Below are 19,714 nucleotides of genomic sequence, written 5' to 3'. Positions count from 1 at the left end.
ACTATTAAGGAGGTTCCAATGTCACAGTATTACGAAGAAATGTATAGAGAGAAATTCAGGACTCCTGAAGAAATTGCCACGATGTTTGAGGACGGCGACGGCGTATCCTGCCCGACCATGAACGGTCTGCCCCGCATGATTTCAAAGGCTCTGTGTGACAGGATCGCCGCGGACAAGGTGAAGAACATCGAGTTTGTCAGCGGTCTGAACCTGAACGCACCCCATATGATCAAGCAGGAGGTGCTGGACAGGTCGCATTACGCGAGCGGCTATATCGGCCCGCTGGAGCGCAAGGCGGCGGCGGACAATTCCATCGACCCCCTTGTATGGAGATTTTTCGAAAATGCACGTTTGATGAGCGATGTGCGCGGTACGAACGTATGCTGGATGACGGCGTCCCCCATGGATGAACACGGTTATTTCAGCTGCGCGCTCAACTGCTCCCACACCTATTCTCTGTACAGATGGCGCCAGCAGCACGGTCTGCCCACCAAGCTGTTTCTGGAAGTAAACAAAAACGCGCCTACCTGCTATGGATACAACCATTTTCATATTTCCGAAGTGACCGCCCTGACGGAGGCAAACTGGGACCTTATCGAATTGCCTCAGGAGGAGCCGAGCGAAATCGACACCGCGATCGCCACTTACGTCGCGCAGGAGGTGCCGGACGGAGCGACCATCCAGCTGGGGATCGGCAGCCTGCCCAATGCCATCGGGAAATTGCTTTCCAATAAAAAAGATCTCGGCTGCCACTCCGAAATGATCGTTCAGGCATATCTGGATCTTTTCAAGTGCGGCGCGCTGAACAACAGTAAAAAGTCGTATCTTCCCGGCCGCTGCGTGGGCACCCTGGTAGCCGGCTCGAAAGAATTGTACAAATGGGTTGACCGCAACCCCGGCATATGGATCTACGGCATCAATGATTGCGCCGATCCCAACATCATCGCTCTGAACGACAACTTCATAGCCATCAACTGCGTGCTGGAGGCCGACCTCGCCGGCCAGTGTGTCTGCGACAATATCAAATATCTGCAATTCTCCGGCACCGGCGGCCAGGCGGACTTCATTCAAGGTTCCTGGCAGTCCAAGGGCGGCAAGGCCATTCTCTGCCTGCCCTCCACGTACACGGACAAACAGGGCAAGGTGCATTCGAAGATCGTTCCCACCGTGACCGGCTGGGTCGGCGTCGCCAGAAACGACGTGCAGTACCTGTGCACGGAATACGGCATCGTATTCCTCAAGGGATGCACTATGAGAGAGCGCGTCGCCAAGATCATCAGCATCGCGCACCCCGATTTCCGCGAGGAGCTGCTTTATGAAGCAAAGAGGATGAACCTTATCCATTCTCTCAGCGACGTTGACCTGAAGAGCATGCACCGGACCATTTAGCACGCACTTACCCCCCATTCTTAAAAATTGATCGGAGGATATGAAAATGGCGTCTTTACAAAAAGTTTTCAATAAAGGTTCAGTCCTAACCACGATTTTACTGCTGATACTGATCGCGGTCGGCACGATTGTTTTGGAACTAATTGCGCTTCCCACCTGGCCGATGTTTGCTGTCATGGTTCTTTTCTTCCTTGCCGAGCAGAAAAAAAGCGAAGTTGTGAAAATTATCGTCGGCGCTCTGACGGGAGAGTTCCTGCTGTGGGTCATGGAGGCCCTGTGGATTCCCGCCACGATGAAAGCATTAGGCGCCTCTTATTCCTCTCTGATATTTATCCTTATCTTTGTTGGCTGCATCGTATTGTTTGGCCCACTGCTTCCCTGGTTCCTCAACAGCTTCACATTCATGATCTTCCTGGTTGCCGCAATGGGAAAACCGTTCCTGCCTTTCCAATGGATGGCTATCACAGCCATTGCGGGCACCGCGATCATTTTTGGCTGCATTCTCGTCAATACGATCGTTGCCTCCGTCAGTAAACCGAAAATCGAATAAATTTACTTCTTGTATCCTTTATCCGGGATTATAATTCTGTTATTATAATCCCGGATAAAATCATAACGAAATCTTACAAAGTTCTTAAAGGAGTTGGATAGATTGAGAGACGTTGTCATTGTTGGTGGGGCCAGAACCGCCATAGCAAATTACATGGGTTCGCTGCAGGACGTTCCTGCCAACGAACTGGGTACAATCGCATTCAAGGGGGCCATGGAGAAGTATCATATTTCTCCCGATATCATTGAGGAAGTCGTCGGCGGCCACTGCGGACAGGCCAGCTGTCAGGGCTCCAATACCGCGCGGTGGGTAACGCTCAAAGCCGGGTGCCCTCCTGAAGCCGTATCGATGACAGTCAACCAGCAATGCCCGTCCTCCATGCGCGCGGCCGAGATCATTTCACAGGAAATCATGCTCGGCAAAATCGACGTGGGCGCCGCCGTGGGATATGAAAACATGAGTTCCATGCCCTACCTTCTGTTTGGCGCCAGAAAAGGATATAAGCTGTTTCAGGACGTTCCGATCAAGGACGGCCTTCTTTACGGCGGACTGCTCGATCCGTTCCTGGGCTATCATATGGGCAGAACGGCCGAAAATATTGCCGAAATGTATCATATTTCCCGCGAGGAACAGGATGAGTATGCCATGATGAGCCATCAGAGAGCCGGCGAGGCGATTAAAAAAGGCCTGTTCAAAGATGAAATCATCCCAATCGAAGTGAAAATCAAGAAAAAAACCGTCGTTTTCGACACGGATGAGCATCCCCGTCCCGACAGCGAAATGGAAGTTGTATCAAAGCTTCCGCCTGTATTCCAAGAAGGCGGCACGGTTACGGCATTTAATGCTTCCGGCATGAACGACGCGGGTTCCGCGATCATCATGATGTCCGCCGAAAAAGCTGAGGAATTGGGCTTGAAGCCTCTGGCGAGAGTGGTTGCGACCGCTTCCGGCGCGGTGGAGCCCCGCATTATGGGCATGAGCGTCGTGCCGGCGGTCAGACGCGCCCTGAAGTTTGCCGGTCTCAGTCAGGATCAAATCGATTATTGGGAGCTCAATGAAGCGTTTGCGGCGCAGATGCTCGGCGCCAACCGCGAGCTGAAAATCCCTCTGGACAAAGTGAACGCTCTCGGTTCCGGTATCTCGCTTGGCCACCCCGTCGGCGCGACAGGAACCCGTTTGATCGTAACCATGCTCGGAGAAATGAAACGCCGCGGAAGCCGTTACGGTTGCGCCGCCCTGTGTGCAAGCGGCGGGCCCGGCGCTGCATTCATCGTTGAGAATCTGCAATAAACCCGCTTCGGATCTTACAGAAAATGAGAGGAATAAATTATGGCTGTAAAAAAAGTTGGTGTGCTGGGAGCCGGAAGAATGGGTCTGGGCATCGTACAGGTATTTGCTGAAGCCGGTCTTCACGTGGTCGTAGTGGATACGTTTCCCGCCGCTGTGGAAAACGCGCTGAAACGTTTGGCTTCCGTTTGGAGCCGGGCGGTAGAAAAAGGAAAAATCACGGAGCAGGAAAAGAATGCCAGCCTCGACCGGGTGGTCGCCAGCGGAGATATGAAAGCATTGGCGGAATGCGACCTCGTCATTGAAGCTGTGCCGGAGCAGATGGATCTGAAAAAGGAAATGTTCGTAAAACTGGATGATATCTGCAAAGCGGAAACAATTCTTGCCACCAATACCTCCGCGCTGAGCATTACCGAGATCGCCGCCGTGACGAAACGGCCAAAGCTTGTTCTGGGCACACACTTTTTCAACCCTGTCCCGGCAATGAAGCTCGTGGAAATCGTGCCCACAAAAGAAACGGATGATGTGGTTGTCGACACCGTGATGGAGCTGTTTTCTTCGATCGGCAAGGAACCGATACGGGTCAAAGAAAGCCCGGGATTTCTTGTCAACCGTATTCTCACCCCCTACATGACGGAGGCGTTCTTTGCTTATCAGGAGGACCTCGCTTCCGCAGAGGACATTGACAAGGCGATGAAGCTTGGGGCTGGTATGCCCATGGGGCCGCTGGAACTTGCCGATATGGTGGGACTTGACGTTTGCCTAATGGTATCTGAACACATGTATCATGAGTTCGGAGATTCAAAATACCGCCCCGCGCAATGCCTCCGGCAGCTTGTGAGAGCGGGAAATCTGGGTATGAAAACCGGAAAAGGTTTCCACAAGTACCCTAAAAAATGATATTCGCAAAATTCAAGGGAAAGGGACCCGGTCTTTATGTATAACAATTTGCTTTACAGCAAAGAGAACGCCGTCGGCATGATTACGCTCAACTGCCCCTCGGCTTACAACGCGGTGAACGCCGAAATGATCGGCGAGCTGAATGCGGTTCTAACGGAAATTGAAAACGACCCCGGGGTAAGGGCCGTTGTGGTGACGGGCGGCACAAAAGTGTTTGCCGCGGGCGGAGATATCCGGTTTATGGCCGACGCCTCTCCGCGGGAAATGGAGCAATTCATTGATCAATGCCAGGAAACGACGAACAAAATAAGCAATATGAGCAAACCGTTCATCGCCGCGATTTCCGGGTTGGCGCTGGGGGGCGGCTGCGAACTCGCGCTGGCCTGCGATATCCGCATCGCTTCCGCCACCGCCGTCTTCGGCCAGCCCGAAATCAACCTTGGAATCATCCCCGGTTCCGGCGGCACACAGAGGCTGCAGCGCCTGGTGGGTGAGGGCTGGGCCAAATACCTCATCTTCTCAGGAAAAAACATCAAAGCCGACACGGCGCTGCAGATCGGCCTTGTACAGGAAGTCGTGCAGGCGGACGCATTGCTGGATACCGCCAAAAAACTTGCGGTATCCCTGAGCGAAAAGGGTTCGTTCGCAATGGGGGCCGCCAAGGCATGCATGAATCACGGGCGGGACATCGACCTCGCGGCCGGCTTGGCCTTTGAGCGAAAAGCGTGGGCGCTGCTGTTTTGCACCGATGATCAGAAAGAAGGAATGCACGCCTTTCTTGAAAAACGCAAACCAGAATTCAACGGGAAGTAACTTTAGTGAATACTAAGTAATTTACTATCATATAAAGGAGGCAGGGATGAAGCCGAAAACGGCTTTCATCAAAAATTTTGAATATTAAAAATGATAAATCCTTGGAACATATGGTAGTCCCGGAAATACTTTATCGTAATGCCAGAAAATATCCGAATAAAGCCGCTATTGTATACAACGAACACACATGGACTTTTGCCGAATTGGACCGGCTCTCAAACAAAGTTGCAAACGGTCTGATCAGTGTGGGCATTCAAAAAGGCGATCAGGTTTCCATGATGATGACGAACTCGGAAAAATTTATCGCCGTTTATTTCGGCATCCTCAAAGCGGGCGCCGTGGTCGTACAGATCAACAGTAAATTAATGAAGCCGGAAGTCGCTTATATCGTTGATAACAGCGATTCCAAGATTCTGTTTTATTCCGACGATTTTTGCGAAACACTCAAAGGCATCGAAGAGCTGGCCCCCAAGATCCAAAAAACGGTGGTCGTGGGTTCCATGCGGCAGGAATACGCCGTTACCTATGATGAATTGATTCAAAACGCTTCCGAAGAACCGCCCCGGGTCGACATAAACGAAAACGACCGCTGCTGCATCCTTTTTACTTCAGGTACCACCGGCAAGCCGACCGGAGCCGTTTTTACGCATCGCGCCGCCAATTACAACGCGATAACCGCCGGTGTCATCAACCATCGTTTCAATTTTTCGACCCGGAATCTGATCATGATGCCGCTGTTTCATTCGGCTCCGCTGAACAACCATATGCTTGGAACGTTCTGGGCGGGCGGGACTGTTGTCCTGCTGGATCAGTTCGATTGCAAGAAGTTTCTGGAAACGATTGAACAGGAGAAAATCACGCATTTCTTCGGTCCGTCGGTGGTGTACCTGACCTGTGTAAAGAAATATGACATCAGCAAATACGATCTGTCCTCGGTAGAATTCTTTATTATGGGCGGCAGTCCCTGTTCCCCGGCGGACCAGGAAATGATTATCCGGGATATGAAGCTTGACGGCCGGTTTATGCAGGTATACGGGCTTACGGAAGCAGGGCCGTTTGGCACGGCGCTTTTCCCGGAGGATATTCACAGAAAAGCCGGTTCCATCGGCCTGAACGGTTCCATCGGAGCGGAGCTCGTCATTGTTGACAAAGATTATAATAAGATCGAGAAACCCGATGTTGTCGGCGAATTGGCCGTTTCCGCCGAATCCCATATGCTGGAATACTACAAAAACCCTGAAAAAACAGCACGCACGCTTATCAACGGCTGGATTATGACCGGGGATCTTGCAAAATATGACACGGACGGTTATATATACTTTATGGACAGATCCAAGGACATGATTATATCCGGCGGACAGAATGTCTATTCCAAGGAAGTCGAAGACGCCATCATGCTCTACCCCGGCGTTTCAGAGGTCGCCGTGATCGGCATTCCGCATAAGGAATGGGGGGAATCGGTCAAAGCTGTTGTCTCCACGCTTCCTGAAACAGCTGTGGCGCCTGAAGACATCAAACAGTTTGTGTCCGACAAACTGGCCAAATTCAAAAGGCCCCGCTACGTCGAAATCGTAAGCGAGCTGCCGCACAATCCCGCGGGAAAGATCATGAAACCCGAAATCAGAAAACTCTTTGGCGCGCCGGTTGACTCGCCGGCTCAACCGGAACAATAATGCGTATTTGACCGGCCGCCTTTCCATTCCGTTACGCTGCATGTCACCGGATGCAGTCGTTATACGGACCACAGTTAACCTCCATTTCAAACCAGATGGTTATAATGGAGGTTAACTCTTCTTTTGTACCCGTACGCCGCCGCGGCAGCAAGCTGCAACGGCTGTTCGGAATTTTGCCGTGAAGCAGCCCTTCGGCGGACCGCGCTTTCCCCTGTTTACACTGAATGCGGATCACAGGTCAATGCCGCGCCGGATCAATGGCCGGACTCCTGATCAGTTGATACAGACGACAAACTTTGCGAGGAGTAAGAAAAATGATCGAAAAACTATTTCACAATATTTACCGAATTGAAATTCCGCTGACAGGAAGTCCTTTAAAGTCACTGAATTGTTATTTCATCCGTGGAACAGCCAGAAACATGCTGATTGACACGGGAGTCAACAATGCGGAATGCAGAAACGAATTGAGTCGGGCGATGCAGGTGATTGGATTCACCATGGAAAATACGGATCTTTTCATCACACATGCGCATCCGGATCATATGGGATTGGTCGGATATCTTTCCAAAGACAGCACGACTGTCTACACGTGCAGTTATTGTGCGGAGATCCTGACAGGAAAAAACACCCGCCATGAAACAGGATACAACGAATTCCTGCTGCACAGCGGGCTTGCGGATTACGGAGTGCGGACGGATGAACGGCCCGGTTTTTTCGGCGGACTTTTGGAATCTGAATTTCACAACATCAAACACATCCATACGGTTCATACCGGTGATGTGTTACAGGTGGACGCCATGGACCTGCATGTCATTGAAACCAGCGGTCACGCCTCCGAACACCTGTGCCTGTACGAGCCGAATCAGAAAATTATGTTTTCAGGCGATCACATACTTGAAAAGATCAGCCCAAACACAATCATCTGGGACGAACCCGCCAACACGCGGGATTATCTGGGCGAATACCTGAACAACCTGGATAAAGTTTCAGGGCTTGCGGTCGATATGGTTTTACCGGGTCACGGGAACGCTTTTTCGTCTTACAGCCACAGAATCAAAGAACTGAGGGAACATCATTTAAAAAGACTGAAAAATATACTGAATATATTGGGGAGCCGGACCATGACCGGAGTTGAAGTCGCAAAGGAAATCAGATGGCAGTCCAGAGCACGCTTATGGGATGATTTGCCCGATTACCAGAAAGTGCTGGCGGTTGCGGAAACGGTGGCGCACCTTGTCCATCTGGTATATATCGGAAAAGCTTCTATGAAGCTGGACAATGATATCTATTCCTACACAAGAATTTCCTAAGCCCTGTTTGCAAATGATCGACGGGTTTTCGGGTACAAAATGTCTTACCCGCCTGCGCGTCCGCGACGGCAGCTTCCATACGGGTTGTTTCCCCGCTTTTGAATCCGCTTCAAAGGAGCCCGTGTGCGAAGCGGGCATGCAGGCTCAGCCTGTGCCGACGGCTTCCGCTCAATGTGACTGAGAGGCCGGCGGCCACAGGTATGGCAGCATTATGATAGTGTTTCATAAGATAAATCATAAAAGCTTAAGGAGACTACAAACCATGAAAGCATTATTATTTGTCAACGCATGTGTTAACAGAGAAACATCCCGTACAAATCGCCTGAGTAAGGAACTAATAAAGCTGCTTCAGGAGAAAGAGGAGTACGCTGTCACCGAGCTGGTTCTCGAAGAAGAAAACATTCAGCCCTTAAATTCCAAAACTTTGGGAAAAAGGTTAGCCCTTTCTCAAAACGGTGATTTTTCGGACGGAATGTTTCGCTATTCCCGTCAGATTGCAGCGGCGGATTGTATCGTAATCGCCGCTCCGTATTGGGAGTTTACTTTTCCGGCAATGTTAAAAAACTACATGGAATCGTCAAGTATGCCCGGCATTACCTACCAATACGATGAAAGCGGCAGCTCGGTGGGCCTGTGCGGCGCGGACAATCTATACTACGTCACAACCTGCGGAGGATACGTCGGGAATGCAAACCTTGGGTATGAGACCGTTAAGGCGTTAGCCGGTCTGTTTGGCATTAAAAACAGTTATTGCATCATGGCAGAGGGTCTTGACGCTAAACCGACGGAAGTTGAAAGCATTATGGAGGCGGCCATTCACGAATTGCCGCAGAAAATCCAATAAATCCCGAAACGGGCGCTGTTAAAACCCCAGTTCCTGGTCTATAAAGATGATTTCACACTTCATACCCATCGGGGCGCGGTCTATCACGGTCGTTATGCGGCAAATCCGCTCGGGGCTGTTGCAATCATAGCATTTGTCCGCGTTTTTGGCGCATGGAGTTTTTGCGTTCATCCGTTTGGCGTTTTTGGGGGCGGCCACGTTCCTGCAGCGGTAGATCGCGTCACTCAGATTTGCCGTGATTTTATTTTTCCCCACAACATAGTAGCAGGTTTCGGGACCGAAGGCCGTCATAGCCACGCGGTTTCCCGTCGCGTCGATATTGACGATCTCTCCGGATTCAGTCACGGCGTTCGCACTCGTTATGTAAATATCTGCGCAGTTGGCCAGGCGCCGGACGTCCCGGGAAGGGACCTTATTGTGCCATACCACGGCGTTGTTTTGCTGTAAAGCCTCAAACAATCCCATTTCCATCAGAGTCGCGCTTCCGCCGAAACCAATCGTCTGACGCTGAAGGGTGTTCACCAGATAATCGCGCGCTTCTTCCCTGGATGAAAAAAGCTGAGTTGAAAAACCGTGCTTTTCAAAGTTTTTCCTGATCATGGAATACTCCATTGCCGTCACTCCCGAAATTTATTTTTTATCTCTTGATCTGACTGAGCTTGCGGATGCTTCGCTTTAACCAGTTCGACGGCTTCCTTGCCGGTCATATGGTCAATTGTAAGTTCTATCATGCATACTATGTTAAACTCTTTTTCGATCGCCTGTGAAAGACGGCTTTCGTCATGGTCGGGGGCATATCTTACCGCTAAAATCTCAAGAGCGTTTCTTTTTTCCGCTTCCTCTTCGAGAATGCGGGCTTTACCAAAGACAATCACACTGCGAAAATAAGTGGTATACTCGTCCGGCACTACCTGATCCTTATCAATCACGCAAAAGGAGACTTTTTCGTTTCCGGCGATAGCGTCCAGCTTATGACCTGTTTTGGCACAGTGAAAGAAAATCTTATTGCCGTGACAGACATAGCTGAGCGGGACGGCATAGGGATAATCGTCGTCCCCGGACACAGCCAGCACTCCCGACGTTCCACGGCTCAAAATTTGAATACATTCCTCTGAGGATAAAGCCTGTTTTTTGCGGCGCATTTCTCGAAACATATAGATCCCTCTTTCATAAATAAAACAATAAAACGCCTGATCTTCATTCCTTCAAGGGCCTAATGGAATGAACAAAAGACGTTTACCCGGCGGCAATTTCATATTACAAATACAATATAACATACTTGCACATCAAAATGCAACACTCATCCTGCCTTTTAGCGACGCCCTCATGCTCTTGCGCACAAACCCGGAACAGAGGCAGAACCTGCGTGTTCAAGCCTTATCGATTACGCCGGGGCGGACCCGGCACAGCGGCGTAAACGATTTCGGCTTCATGTGACCGAAGCAGCCTGGGAATACTGATAGTCCTCGTTCCACCGCGCGTAAACGCCGTCCGACCGATGGTCCTCCAGATCATAATTCTGAGCGAGATAATTCCCAAAGTAAGAACTGATTTTGTAAGCGCCCCAGAGGTTGAGATGCCCCGCATTGTTCATGTCGTTCGCAAAATCCAGCCCGACCTCGTCCTTCTTATCATAGAAATCGAGGAACGGGATCCCGTTTTCCCGCGCCACATCCGCGGCCGTGTTGAACAGAGCCTCGCAGTCGTTCACCCAATCGCTTTCTTTTTCAGCTTCGCTGTAGTCGCAGGGCATATTTACAAAAATGAGGTCAAAGTTCTCCGTCTTTGACAGATCGATAATTTTATTCAGGTATTCCAGGGACTTTTCCGGAATATCGATCCGGTTGTCCGTGGCCTTCCATTCGGAATTCGGTTTACCGTACCGGTCGGTCCCGGCCGCAAACCCCTTTGAGTAGTACAGGGACGCGGCGTCGAAGCCGAAGTCCTTTTTCTGCAGGGACGACCACCTGAAATGATACTTCAGGACCGGCAGAAGATACGCAATCCGATCCTGCGGAGAGACGCAGTTCCAGATAGCCTTCAGCTTATTTCCCGAAAATCGCATATTGTCCACCGTGTTGCTGATCAGCCCGGATTCCCCGTATTGGGTTGTCATGCCAAGATAAAATAAGTCCACAACGACAAGAGGATTCTTGTGCGTTTTTAAAACTTCTTTTAACAAATAGTAGGTCACGTCAAGCGGCTGTCCGCCCGTCGCATAATTAAAGCTTGGGATGCCCTGCTGGCTCCAGATGACGTTTGGATCCAGCCCGCCGTTCATATGGCTGGAACCCATAAAAATAACGTCGTACCGGTCGTCGGACAGATACAGGCCCTCCTCCAGCTTTGCCCGGTGCTCTGTTTTGTAAACAAAGACCGGGCTGAGCGCGGCGAGAAAAGCAACCAGCAAGGCGGTAAAAAGCAAACCTTTTCCAATGATTTTTTTACGCATTCGTTTCCTCCACTTGGCTTTATTCGAGTGTCTTACCCGCCTGCGCGTCCACGATGACAGCCCGTTCCATACGGGTTTCCGTATTCCTCGCTTTGAACACGCTTCAAAGCGGCCGGCGTGCGAAACGGGCACGCAGCTTCAGCCTGCCCGTATGCCGGGCATTTTGATACGGTCAGAAGCAATTTCAGGCGAATGACAAGACTCCTGATTTGCGAACGGGGCCTAAAACTTGCTATAAATAAACTGCTGGGCGTTGTATTCCGGCCCGTAAGTGCCGAAGACGGCCAGCGTCAGGGCGGCTGTCAGATACACCGACCACCGCACCGCGGCATTGCTGCCCAGCAGGGCGCTGCGCAGGTCCCATTTCCTTTTTACGAAGTCCACCGCGGCCACGACGAGGATCCCGAAAACCGCGGCCAGAAATTCCGGCTGCGTGAGGCCGAAGCTGAAAAGGGAGCCGTCCCACAGGAACGCCGGATTGAACCGAAACAGATTCCCGATCATCGCGGCCGCGTCGGGCAGCGTTTCCGCACGGAAAAAGATCCATGCAAAGCTGACCAGAAAAAAGGTGACGGCGGTCTGCACAGCCCGGTACCAGGCGGAATCTTCGCCGATTCCCAGCCGGTCCCGGGCGTTTTTTCTCAGCCGCTTCGACAGCAGTCCCGCCACCTGATAAAGCCCGTGCAGGGCGCCCCAGATCAGAAAATTGACCGAACTCCCGTGCCAGAGGCCGCAGACGACAAACACGGTCATCAGATTCAGGCAGCGGCGGAGCGCAGAGCACCGGCTCCCGCCGAGCGGGATGTACAGGTAATCCTTGAACCAGGAGCCCAGCGAAATATGCCAGCGCCGCCAGAACTCCTGAATCGATCTTGAAAAATACGGCCGGTCAAAATTGGTGGTCAGCCGGAAGCCCATCACTTCCGCCGCGCCGATGGCGATATTGGTATAGCCGGCAAAATCGCAGTAGATCTGGAACGCGTAAAAGACGACGGCAACGGCGGAGGGGAGCCCGTAATACCGCGCCGGATTTCCGTATACCGTATCAACCAGGACCCCGAGCCGGTCCGCTACGACCATTTTCTGAAAACAGCCCCACAGCATCAGCAGGAGTCCTCTTCTGGCCCGGTCGTAATCAAAGGTATGCACCTCGTCCAGCTGGCGGAGAAAGTTCTTGGACTTCTCGATCGGGCCGGAGGTGATCTGCGGGAAGAAGGAAACGAACAGCGCGTATTTTCCCAGATGCCGCTCCGGCGGAACGTCCCCTCTGTAAACGTCCACGGTGTAGCTCAGAGCCTGAAAGGTGTAGAAGGAGATTCCCACCGGCAGCAGCAGATCGAAATGCGCCGCGGCCACGGGAACACCCGTCAGGGAAAGGATACCCGCGCCGATCTCACTGAACAGGTTCAGATATTTGAAGACGGACAAAATACCGATATTGATGCAGAAGCTCAGGGCTACCCAGACTTTTTTCTGCCGCGCCGCTCTGCCGGGATCCGCCAGCCTTCCGGATTTTCCGATCAGCAGCCCGCTCGCGTAGGTGACCAGTGTGGAAACGCCCAGAAAGACGGCGTACCACAGATGATAGCACATGTAAAAAAAATAACTGGCCGCGAGCAGCCAAATCCATCGGAATTTGTGGGGAAGAACAAAATAGACCGCCGTCGAGACAGAAAAGAACAGAAAAAACTCCAGCGAGATGAACGACAAAAAAGCACCCCCTAAACCTGCAATTGGCCCGTATCCCGATTTGGTTGGTTTCTTTAACTATTAAATCATAAAAATGCAAACATTTTATTAACAGTTGTAATTATTTTGTAATCTTTTTCAGGCATATGTTGGGAATTGCCACTCTCCCCGGCGCAGCCGGAAGTTTTCGCACCGCAAAAATCCGAACTTCTCTCCTTTCGGAAAGAGGTTCGGATTTTATCTTTGGAATACCGTTACAGGCTGAGATCCTTTCCGCCGTTCACTTTGTTAAACGCCAGCAGGGAAACCACCGTGAGCAGGGTCAGAATCGAAGAGAGCGCCGCCGCCACTCCGTAATTGCCGCGGACGACCTCCGTATAGACGGCGACGGTCAGCGTTTTTGTCCTGCCCGTATACAGAATGATCGCGGTGGACAGCTCGCTGATCATCGTTACCCAGCTTAAAATCGCGCCGGAAACGATGCCGGCGGCCATCATCGGAACCGTCACGCGGAAAAAGACTTTCATCTTGGAAGCGCCCAGCGAAATGGCCGCTTCCTCGATACTGATGGGAATCTGCTGAAGGATGGCCACCGAAGAACGGATGGTATACGGCAGCCTGCGGATAATCAGGGCGATCACCATAATCAGCATTGTCCCGCTCAGCATCAGGGGCTTCTGGTTAAAGCCCGTCAGCAGGGCAATGCCGAGAACGGTTCCCGGCACGATATACGGAATCATCGAAAGGATATCGACCGTACTGGTAAGGGCGTTCCTGCGCCGCACGACCAGATAGGCAATCAGCACGGCGAGCAGGACAATCGCGATCAGGGAAAGCATTGGGATGATAATGGTATTCTGGATGCTCCTTCCCAGCTTGGAAAACGCGGATTCGTAGCTGCCCAGAGAATAGCCGCGGATAAAAATTTTGCCCGAGGTCTTTTTAAAGGACGTATAGGTGACGTATACCTGCGGCAGGATGGCGACCGCCACCACCAGATAGGAAAAAAGATATACGAGCACCTTCCTGCCCCCCCTCGGCTCCCTTTCCTCAATGGGATGCAGGGCGTTCAGGGCGAAGGCATTCCTGTTGGAAACATACTTCTGCGCAAGGAAAACAACGGTGGTGATGACAATGGCGATCATCGCGATTGCCGCCGCAAAGCCGTCGTTCCCCCCCACTTCATTGATAAACTCCGTATACAGGACGACGGGGAACGTGCGGTACCCCTCGCCGATCAGCATCGGCGTACCGAAATCCGCGAACGACCGCATAAAGACCAGCAGGCCGGCCGCGAGCAACGTCGGCATGATGAGGGGGACTACCACCTTGAAGAAGCATTTCACGCCGGAACAGCTCAGGTTGTTCGCCGCTTCGATCAGGGAATTGTCGATATTCTTCAAGGCGCCTCTCACGTACAGGAACACCAGCGGAAAAAGCTGCAGGGACATGACCAGCACGATTCCCCCGAAGCCGTAGATGTCCGGCAGGAGAATGCCCAGCTTCCGGAAGAAAGCCGTGATGACCCCGCTGCGGCCCAGAAGCAGAATCCAGGAGTACGCGCCGATGAACGGAGCGGACATGGACGCGACCACGATCAGGATATTCAGCACCGACTTTCCCCTGATCTTGAAAACGGAGAAGAGGTAGGCAAGCGGGGTGCCGATGGCTATGGAAAGGGCAGTCGCCGCCAGCGAGACCTTGAAGCTGTTCAACAGGGTATCGAAGTAATAGCTTTTTGAAAAGAACTTTACAAAGTTTTCCAGGGTGAACTGCCCGGTCTTCGAGTCGTAAACGGACTGCTGCATCAGATGGGCCATCGGATAGATCAGGAACAGCAGATAGACCGCGATGGTGCACAGCGTGAGGGCTCCCCAGATATCCAGACGGAATTTGCTATTGTCTTTCATAAGCTTCGCTCCTTACAAGGTTGCGGCTGCCCTCTTTGTCAAACACATTGATTTTGTGTTTTTTCACCTGAAGCAGCACGTTCTGTCCGGGCTTCAGCTCATCTTCCAGGGACGACTCCTCAACGATCTCCACCGTGAGCCCGCTCTCGGTCTCCACGGCGTAATGCGTATTCAGGCCAAGGTATGTATATTCCTTTACGACGCCGCGAATCCCCTCGCCGCCCTGCTTGCTGATGACGAATTCCTCCGGGCGGACGGAGCACTGCACTTCCTGGTCCTCCAGCGTATTCAGGCATTCCAGTGGCACCCGGTAGCCGTTGGGGAAAATCAGGGTGCCCCGCTCCGCCCTGGCCGGCAGGATATTGGTCCGGCCGATAAAGGTTGCGACAAACACGTTTTTCGGCCTCTGGTAAATTTCCTTCGGCGCGCCGACATGCTGGATCACGCCGTCCTTCATAACCGCAATGGTATCGCTGATGGCCATGGCCTCTTCCTGATCGTGCGTGACATATACGGTGGTAATTCCGACGTTTTTCTGCGTGTGGCGGATGACGCTCCTCATTTCCAGACGCAGCTTCGCGTCCAGATTGGAAAGCGGCTCATCCATCAGCAGAACGTCCGGCGAAATCACAAGGGCGCGCGCCAGCGCGATACGCTGCTGCTGCCCGCCGGAAAGCTGGTTCGGCATTCGTGCGGCATACTGCGCAATCTGCATCAGCTGCAGATATTTTTCCGTCAGCTCCTGTGTTTTTTCTTTTTCCATTTTGCGGTTTTTCAGCCCGAAGGCGACGTTGTCGCGCACCGTCATGTGCGGAAAGATGGCATAATTCTGAAAAACCATGCCGATATTCCGCCTGCTTGGGTCAATGTCGTTGATACGCGTGTCGTTGAAGTAGATATCACCGCCCTCGATGGAATTGAAGCCGGCAATCATGCGCAGCAGGGTTGTTTTTCCGCACCCGGAGGGACCCAGCAGCGTAAAAAGCTCCCCGTTTTTTATTTCAATATTCAAATCCGGGATAACCGTATTGCTCCCGTATTTCTTTACGGCGTTTTGGATCAGGATCTTACTCATTTCATACCCCCGCAGTTCTTATAGACGGTCGCTCTTATTTACTCTGAAGGCTGGTGTAGATATCCGTATATTTGTTTACAATGTCCTGTTTATGAGAGCTGACATAGGGGATATCTTCCTCAATGACGTGGATTTTGGACATCGGGGTCATAAAGTCGCTGGTTTTCGCGTCCTTCAGCACCGGGCGGTTGGTCAGCGTGCTGCCCCAGATGTTCTGCACTTCCTCACTGATGATGAAATCGGTGAAAAGCTTCGCGTTATCCATGTTCTTGGCGCCCTTGATGATGGTAGCGGACGCCGGGAGGTAAACCGCGCCTTCCTTGGGGTAGATCACCTTGACGGGAGCGCCGTCGCGCACGAGCTGCGCGCAGGGGTCCTCGTAGGAAAGTCCGACCACATTTTCGCCGTCCGCGACGCTCTTGTAAACCGCGGAGGAGCTTTCACAGATTTTACCGCCGATATTCGCGAACAGATCTTTTACATATTTCCACGCGTTTTCGTCTTCATAACCGCCCATCGCCAGCAGAATGTTGGTAAGCTGCGCAAAAGCGGAAGAGGAATTGGCCGGGTCGGCCGTGGCGATCTTGCCTTTGAGCTTCGGGTTCAGCAGGTCGGCATATCCTTCGATCTTGATGTCGCCGATCAGGTCGGTGTTGACGATCAGGCAGCTGCCGTCCAGAACGTTGCCGGTAATGAACCCGCAGGTGTTTTTGTAGGCGTCCAGCACACCGGCGTCGTTCTTGGAAACATACGGCTCCCACAGATCCTTGTTGTCATACGCCAAGGACCAGGAACCGCCGAACATAACGTCCGCGTACGGGTCTTCCTTCTCGGACTGGATGCGCTTGATCAGCTCGCCGGTACCCGCCTGGATGACTTCGACATCCACGCCGTACTTTTCTTCAAACAGCGGAATGGTGGCGTTCATCAGGCCCTCGGAATTCGGGGAATAGATGACCAGCTTGCCGCCGCCCTGTTTTTCCGAAGACGCGGCTTCGGAAGCGGCGCTGCCGGCTCCGCCCGCCTGGGAAGCGGCCGGCGCGGAAGAACAGCCCGCCGCGGAAACGGCGAGCACAACGGAAAGAATCAGTGCCATTAGCTTTTTCATTTCATTTCCTCCTCTAGTTTGGTGTTTCAATTCGGTATCTTTATTTTACAAAAATATTGCATAAAATTAATACCTGAATTACGGAACAAAATAGAAAAAATACCGAACAATTTCATCCGGTATCTTTTCTCAGCGAATTTTCAGCTTGTATTCCTTGGGCGAGCACCCCACATACTTTTTAAAAACATGATTGAAATATTTGTAATCCCCTATGCCGCACGCTCCCCCGATCCCGGAAATCGGAAGCCGGTTTTCCTGCAGGAGAGAAAGCGCTTTCTGGATGCGGTACCGGTTCAGGTACTCGATCACCGTGGTCCCCAGCGCCTTCTGAAACCTCTGGTTGATGTACCGGTCGGAATAGAACAGCTTCTCCGACAATTCCGCAAGTGTGATTTTTTGAGTATAATTCTGCGCGATGTAATCCAGAATCTGCACGACCACGGGGTCCTCCGGATGCTCCAGCTTCATATTGCCGAACAGGGAAATATCCTTCAGCTCTGCCACACCTTTATTTTGTTTGCGTAAAATACGGATATTCTCACATTCCAGGGCGGCGCGGTCAAGCGCTTCCATCATTTCTTCCTGATTCAGCGGTTTCAGGATATAATCGGAAACTCCGTTCCGGATCGCCTCCTTGGCATATTCAAAGTCGGAATAGCCGGTTAAAAGAATTGCCACATAATCGTTCTGGCATTTCGTTTCAGCAATCATCTGCAGCCCGTCCATGACCGGCATGTTGATATCGGTAATCACGATATCCGGGTTGAGCGTCCGGATCAGCTCCTTTCCCTCCACGCCGTTGCGGGCTTCCCCCACCACGGTACAGCCGTGCTCTTCCCACGGCACCGCGTAGCGGATGCCCTTTCGGATAATATCCTCGTCCTCCACCAGTATTACGCTAAACATCTTTTCTCCCCCTGCGCAGCAGCTTTGCCGTAACGGTAAAGTTTTTTCCTTCCTCACTGTTGATAAACAGGCCGCACTCCTCCCCATATTCCAGAATGATCCGACGGGAAAGGTTCTGCAGGCCGTTGTGCTCGGTCTTGATCCCTTCGGAAACAATCATGCTCTGCAGGCGTTCCAGCATCTCCACAGGAACCCCCGGGCCGTCGTCCTCAACACGCAGAAACAGATAATCGTCCTCGCACCAGGCCCTGATCTGAACGGAAAGCTCCATCTGCTTCTGAAAACCGTACTTGATGCTGTTTTCAATCAGCGGCTGCAAAAGCAGCTTCGGAATCATGCACTGGCTGCAGTCCGGCTCTATTTTCATCCGGCACCGGAAACGCTCCCCGAACCTTGTTTTCTGGATATACAGATAATCCTCTATGTAACCGATATCCTCCGAAAGAAGGACGTCCTGTTTGGTATTGTTGATGCTGTAGCGAAGAATGTGGGTAAATTTTTCCAGCAGATACGAAGCTTTTTCCGCGTCTCCAAGGATGAGGTACTTGATATTGTCCAGCGTATTGTAAATAAAATGCGGATTGATCTGCGTCTGCAGGTTCCTCATCTCGATCATGCTGTTTAATTTGATCAGATCGGTGTTTCGCGTGTTGAGCTCGTTGATGCTTTTCACCATTTTATTGATCTGCGCCGCGATCTCCTCGATTTCGTCCCCGGTGTCGATCCGGATAATGTGCTCGTTGTCCCCGTGGCGGATGACGCGGATCTCCCCCACCAGCGCCTCTACGGACTGAGCGGTTTTTTCCGCCATCATCTGGGACAGCTTTCGGAACATTAACAGCCAGATGCAGCCCAGCAGAACGATCGTCATGACCCCGATGATGATATAGAGCGAATTCCCGGGAGAATACACAAACGAATAGAGCACCGCTTTTTTATCCGTCAGAACCCGCGCGCCGGTCCGGTACCGGTTCTCCTGCACCGTCACAAAGCGCTGGGACGGATCCGCCCTGTATTTGTTGGTGTTGCGCTCGGAAAGGAACGCGTTTTTGGAGCAGTAAATGATATCCCCGTTCAGGTTTGTGATGATGCAGTCATACTGGTATCCTGAAAAAAGGCTGCCCCAGTCGTTCCCGCTCAGATAAGCCACGGCAAATCCGGCCAGCGCCCCATGCTGGTAAACGGGTTTTGCAAAAACACACTCCGAGTTGTCTCCGGAAAAATAATAAACGGTCGTGTAAACGGGCAGATTTGCTTTCAGGGCATTGTCCGCCACGATTTTATTGAATTCCGTTCTGTGCAGGTTCATCGCTTCCTGCCCAAAGCTGGTATAGACGATCTGCTTTTCCCGGTTCATCAGAATCATACGGACGCGCACCGGGCTTACCACGTTATGCTTGCTGAGGGAGTACTGCACCTCCCGGCTGTCGGAAACGCCGGTCATACAGCGGAGAAAAAACCCCTCGTTTTCTTCATCCTCCAGATAAGCGGTAACGTCTTCATAAACCTCGTCAAACGTGCGGTTCAGAAAGTTCAGATGTTCCTCCATATTGAAGTTCTGATTGAGATAATTCAAGCCGAAAATAGGGATACAGAACAGCAGGCAGCCGATCATGACCAAAAAAATAATCTTTTGCAGCGCCTGCTTTTCCAGTTGCTTTTTAAAAGGGCTGTTCGTTGTTTCTCCCGTACGCAATTCCATCATCCCCGCCTTGCCCGCAATTCCGTATGCAGGTACAAATTCAATGATAATTCGTTTTCATTAAAGCATATTTTGTCAGAATTAACAAGCTTTCCTGTGGTCCGTA

General features: G+C 51.8%; 17 protein-coding genes. 8 read left to right on the top strand and 9 right to left on the bottom strand.

All coding sequences use genetic code 11. The features are described from left to right. Positions 1-18 precede the first annotated feature (18 nt). The 8 genes from ACQGQ5_RS06740 to ACQGQ5_RS06705 all read left to right on the top strand — a co-directional run bounded on the left by ACQGQ5_RS06740 (position 19) and on the right by ACQGQ5_RS06705 (position 8,766). Positions 19-1,389 carry an acetyl-CoA hydrolase/transferase family protein gene (locus tag ACQGQ5_RS06740; protein ID WP_455735793.1) on the top strand — a complete coding sequence of 457 codons (1,371 nt, stop codon included), beginning with the start codon at positions 19-21 and terminating at the stop codon, positions 1,387-1,389. A gap of 46 nt (positions 1,390-1,435) precedes the next feature. After that, positions 1,436-1,939 carry a hypothetical protein gene (locus ACQGQ5_RS06735; protein ID WP_455735792.1) on the top strand — a complete coding sequence of 168 codons (504 nt, stop codon included), beginning with the start codon at positions 1,436-1,438 and terminating at the stop codon, positions 1,937-1,939. 102 nt (positions 1,940-2,041) lie between these two features. Next, a complete protein-coding gene (locus ACQGQ5_RS06730; RefSeq protein ID WP_455735791.1) occupies positions 2,042-3,229 on the top strand; it encodes a thiolase family protein in 1,188 nt (395 codons plus the stop codon). Positions 3,230-3,268: 39 nt separating this feature from the next. Beyond that, the gene (locus ACQGQ5_RS06725) at positions 3,269-4,126 is read left to right on the top strand and encodes a 3-hydroxyacyl-CoA dehydrogenase family protein (RefSeq protein ID WP_455735790.1); all 858 of its coding nucleotides are present in this window, start codon (positions 3,269-3,271) and stop codon (positions 4,124-4,126) included. Between the two features lie 36 nt (positions 4,127-4,162). After that, positions 4,163-4,939, top strand: coding sequence for an enoyl-CoA hydratase/isomerase family protein (locus ACQGQ5_RS06720; protein ID WP_455735789.1), 777 nt, complete (start codon positions 4,163-4,165; stop codon positions 4,937-4,939). A gap of 110 nt (positions 4,940-5,049) precedes the next feature. Then, on the top strand, positions 5,050-6,612 hold the full coding sequence (locus tag ACQGQ5_RS06715) for a long-chain-fatty-acid--CoA ligase (RefSeq protein WP_455735874.1): 1,563 nt from the start codon (positions 5,050-5,052) through the stop codon (positions 6,610-6,612). Positions 6,613-6,926: 314 nt separating this feature from the next. Next, a complete protein-coding gene (locus tag ACQGQ5_RS06710; protein WP_455735788.1) occupies positions 6,927-7,922 on the top strand; it encodes an MBL fold metallo-hydrolase in 996 nt (331 codons plus the stop codon). Positions 7,923-8,184: 262 nt separating this feature from the next. After that, a complete protein-coding gene (locus ACQGQ5_RS06705) occupies positions 8,185-8,766 on the top strand; it encodes an NAD(P)H-dependent oxidoreductase (RefSeq protein ID WP_455735787.1) in 582 nt (193 codons plus the stop codon). Between the two features lie 18 nt (positions 8,767-8,784). On the opposite strand, the gene ACQGQ5_RS06700 is transcribed toward ACQGQ5_RS06705, so the two are convergent. The 9 genes from ACQGQ5_RS06700 to ACQGQ5_RS06660 all read right to left on the bottom strand — a co-directional run bounded on the left by ACQGQ5_RS06700 (position 8,785) and on the right by ACQGQ5_RS06660 (position 19,608). Further along, positions 8,785-9,378: a lactate utilization protein gene (locus ACQGQ5_RS06700; RefSeq protein ID WP_455735786.1), complete on the bottom strand. Its 594-nt coding sequence runs from the start codon at positions 9,376-9,378 to the stop codon at positions 8,785-8,787. Positions 9,379-9,383: 5 nt separating this feature from the next. Then, positions 9,384-9,920: a pyridoxamine 5'-phosphate oxidase family protein gene (locus ACQGQ5_RS06695; RefSeq protein ID WP_455735785.1), complete on the bottom strand. Its 537-nt coding sequence runs from the start codon at positions 9,918-9,920 to the stop codon at positions 9,384-9,386. A 275-nt stretch (positions 9,921-10,195) separates the two neighbouring features. After that, the gene (locus ACQGQ5_RS06690; protein WP_455735784.1) at positions 10,196-11,218 is read right to left on the bottom strand and encodes a hypothetical protein; all 1,023 of its coding nucleotides are present in this window, start codon (positions 11,216-11,218) and stop codon (positions 10,196-10,198) included. Positions 11,219-11,440: 222 nt separating this feature from the next. Further along, a complete protein-coding gene (locus tag ACQGQ5_RS06685) occupies positions 11,441-12,928 on the bottom strand; it encodes an MBOAT family O-acyltransferase (RefSeq protein ID WP_455735783.1) in 1,488 nt (495 codons plus the stop codon). 233 nt (positions 12,929-13,161) lie between these two features. Then, positions 13,162-14,817 carry an ABC transporter permease gene (locus ACQGQ5_RS06680; protein WP_455735782.1) on the bottom strand — a complete coding sequence of 552 codons (1,656 nt, stop codon included), beginning with the start codon at positions 14,815-14,817 and terminating at the stop codon, positions 13,162-13,164. After that, positions 14,804-15,892 (bottom strand): ABC transporter ATP-binding protein, encoded by a 1,089-nt coding sequence (locus ACQGQ5_RS06675; RefSeq protein ID WP_455735781.1) that lies wholly within the window; start codon positions 15,890-15,892, stop codon positions 14,804-14,806. The genes ACQGQ5_RS06680 and ACQGQ5_RS06675 overlap by 14 nt, the downstream gene beginning before the upstream one ends. 34 nt (positions 15,893-15,926) lie before the next feature. Beyond that, positions 15,927-17,000: an ABC transporter substrate-binding protein gene (locus ACQGQ5_RS06670; RefSeq protein ID WP_455735780.1), complete on the bottom strand. Its 1,074-nt coding sequence runs from the start codon at positions 16,998-17,000 to the stop codon at positions 15,927-15,929. 129 nt (positions 17,001-17,129) lie between these two features. Continuing rightward, the gene (locus ACQGQ5_RS06665) at positions 17,130-17,906 is read right to left on the bottom strand and encodes a response regulator transcription factor (protein ID WP_455735779.1); all 777 of its coding nucleotides are present in this window, start codon (positions 17,904-17,906) and stop codon (positions 17,130-17,132) included. Then, entirely contained in the window at positions 17,899-19,608 is a 1,710-nt protein-coding gene (locus ACQGQ5_RS06660; protein ID WP_455735778.1) for a sensor histidine kinase, read from the bottom strand. Before ACQGQ5_RS06660 ends, ACQGQ5_RS06665 begins: the two co-directional genes overlap by 8 nt. Positions 19,609-19,714: the final 106 nt, after the last annotated feature.

The organism is Caproiciproducens sp. (assembly GCF_053840905.1).
The sequence above is the reverse complement of the archived record's forward strand: the minus strand, read 5'-3'. Positions and strand labels throughout refer to the sequence as shown.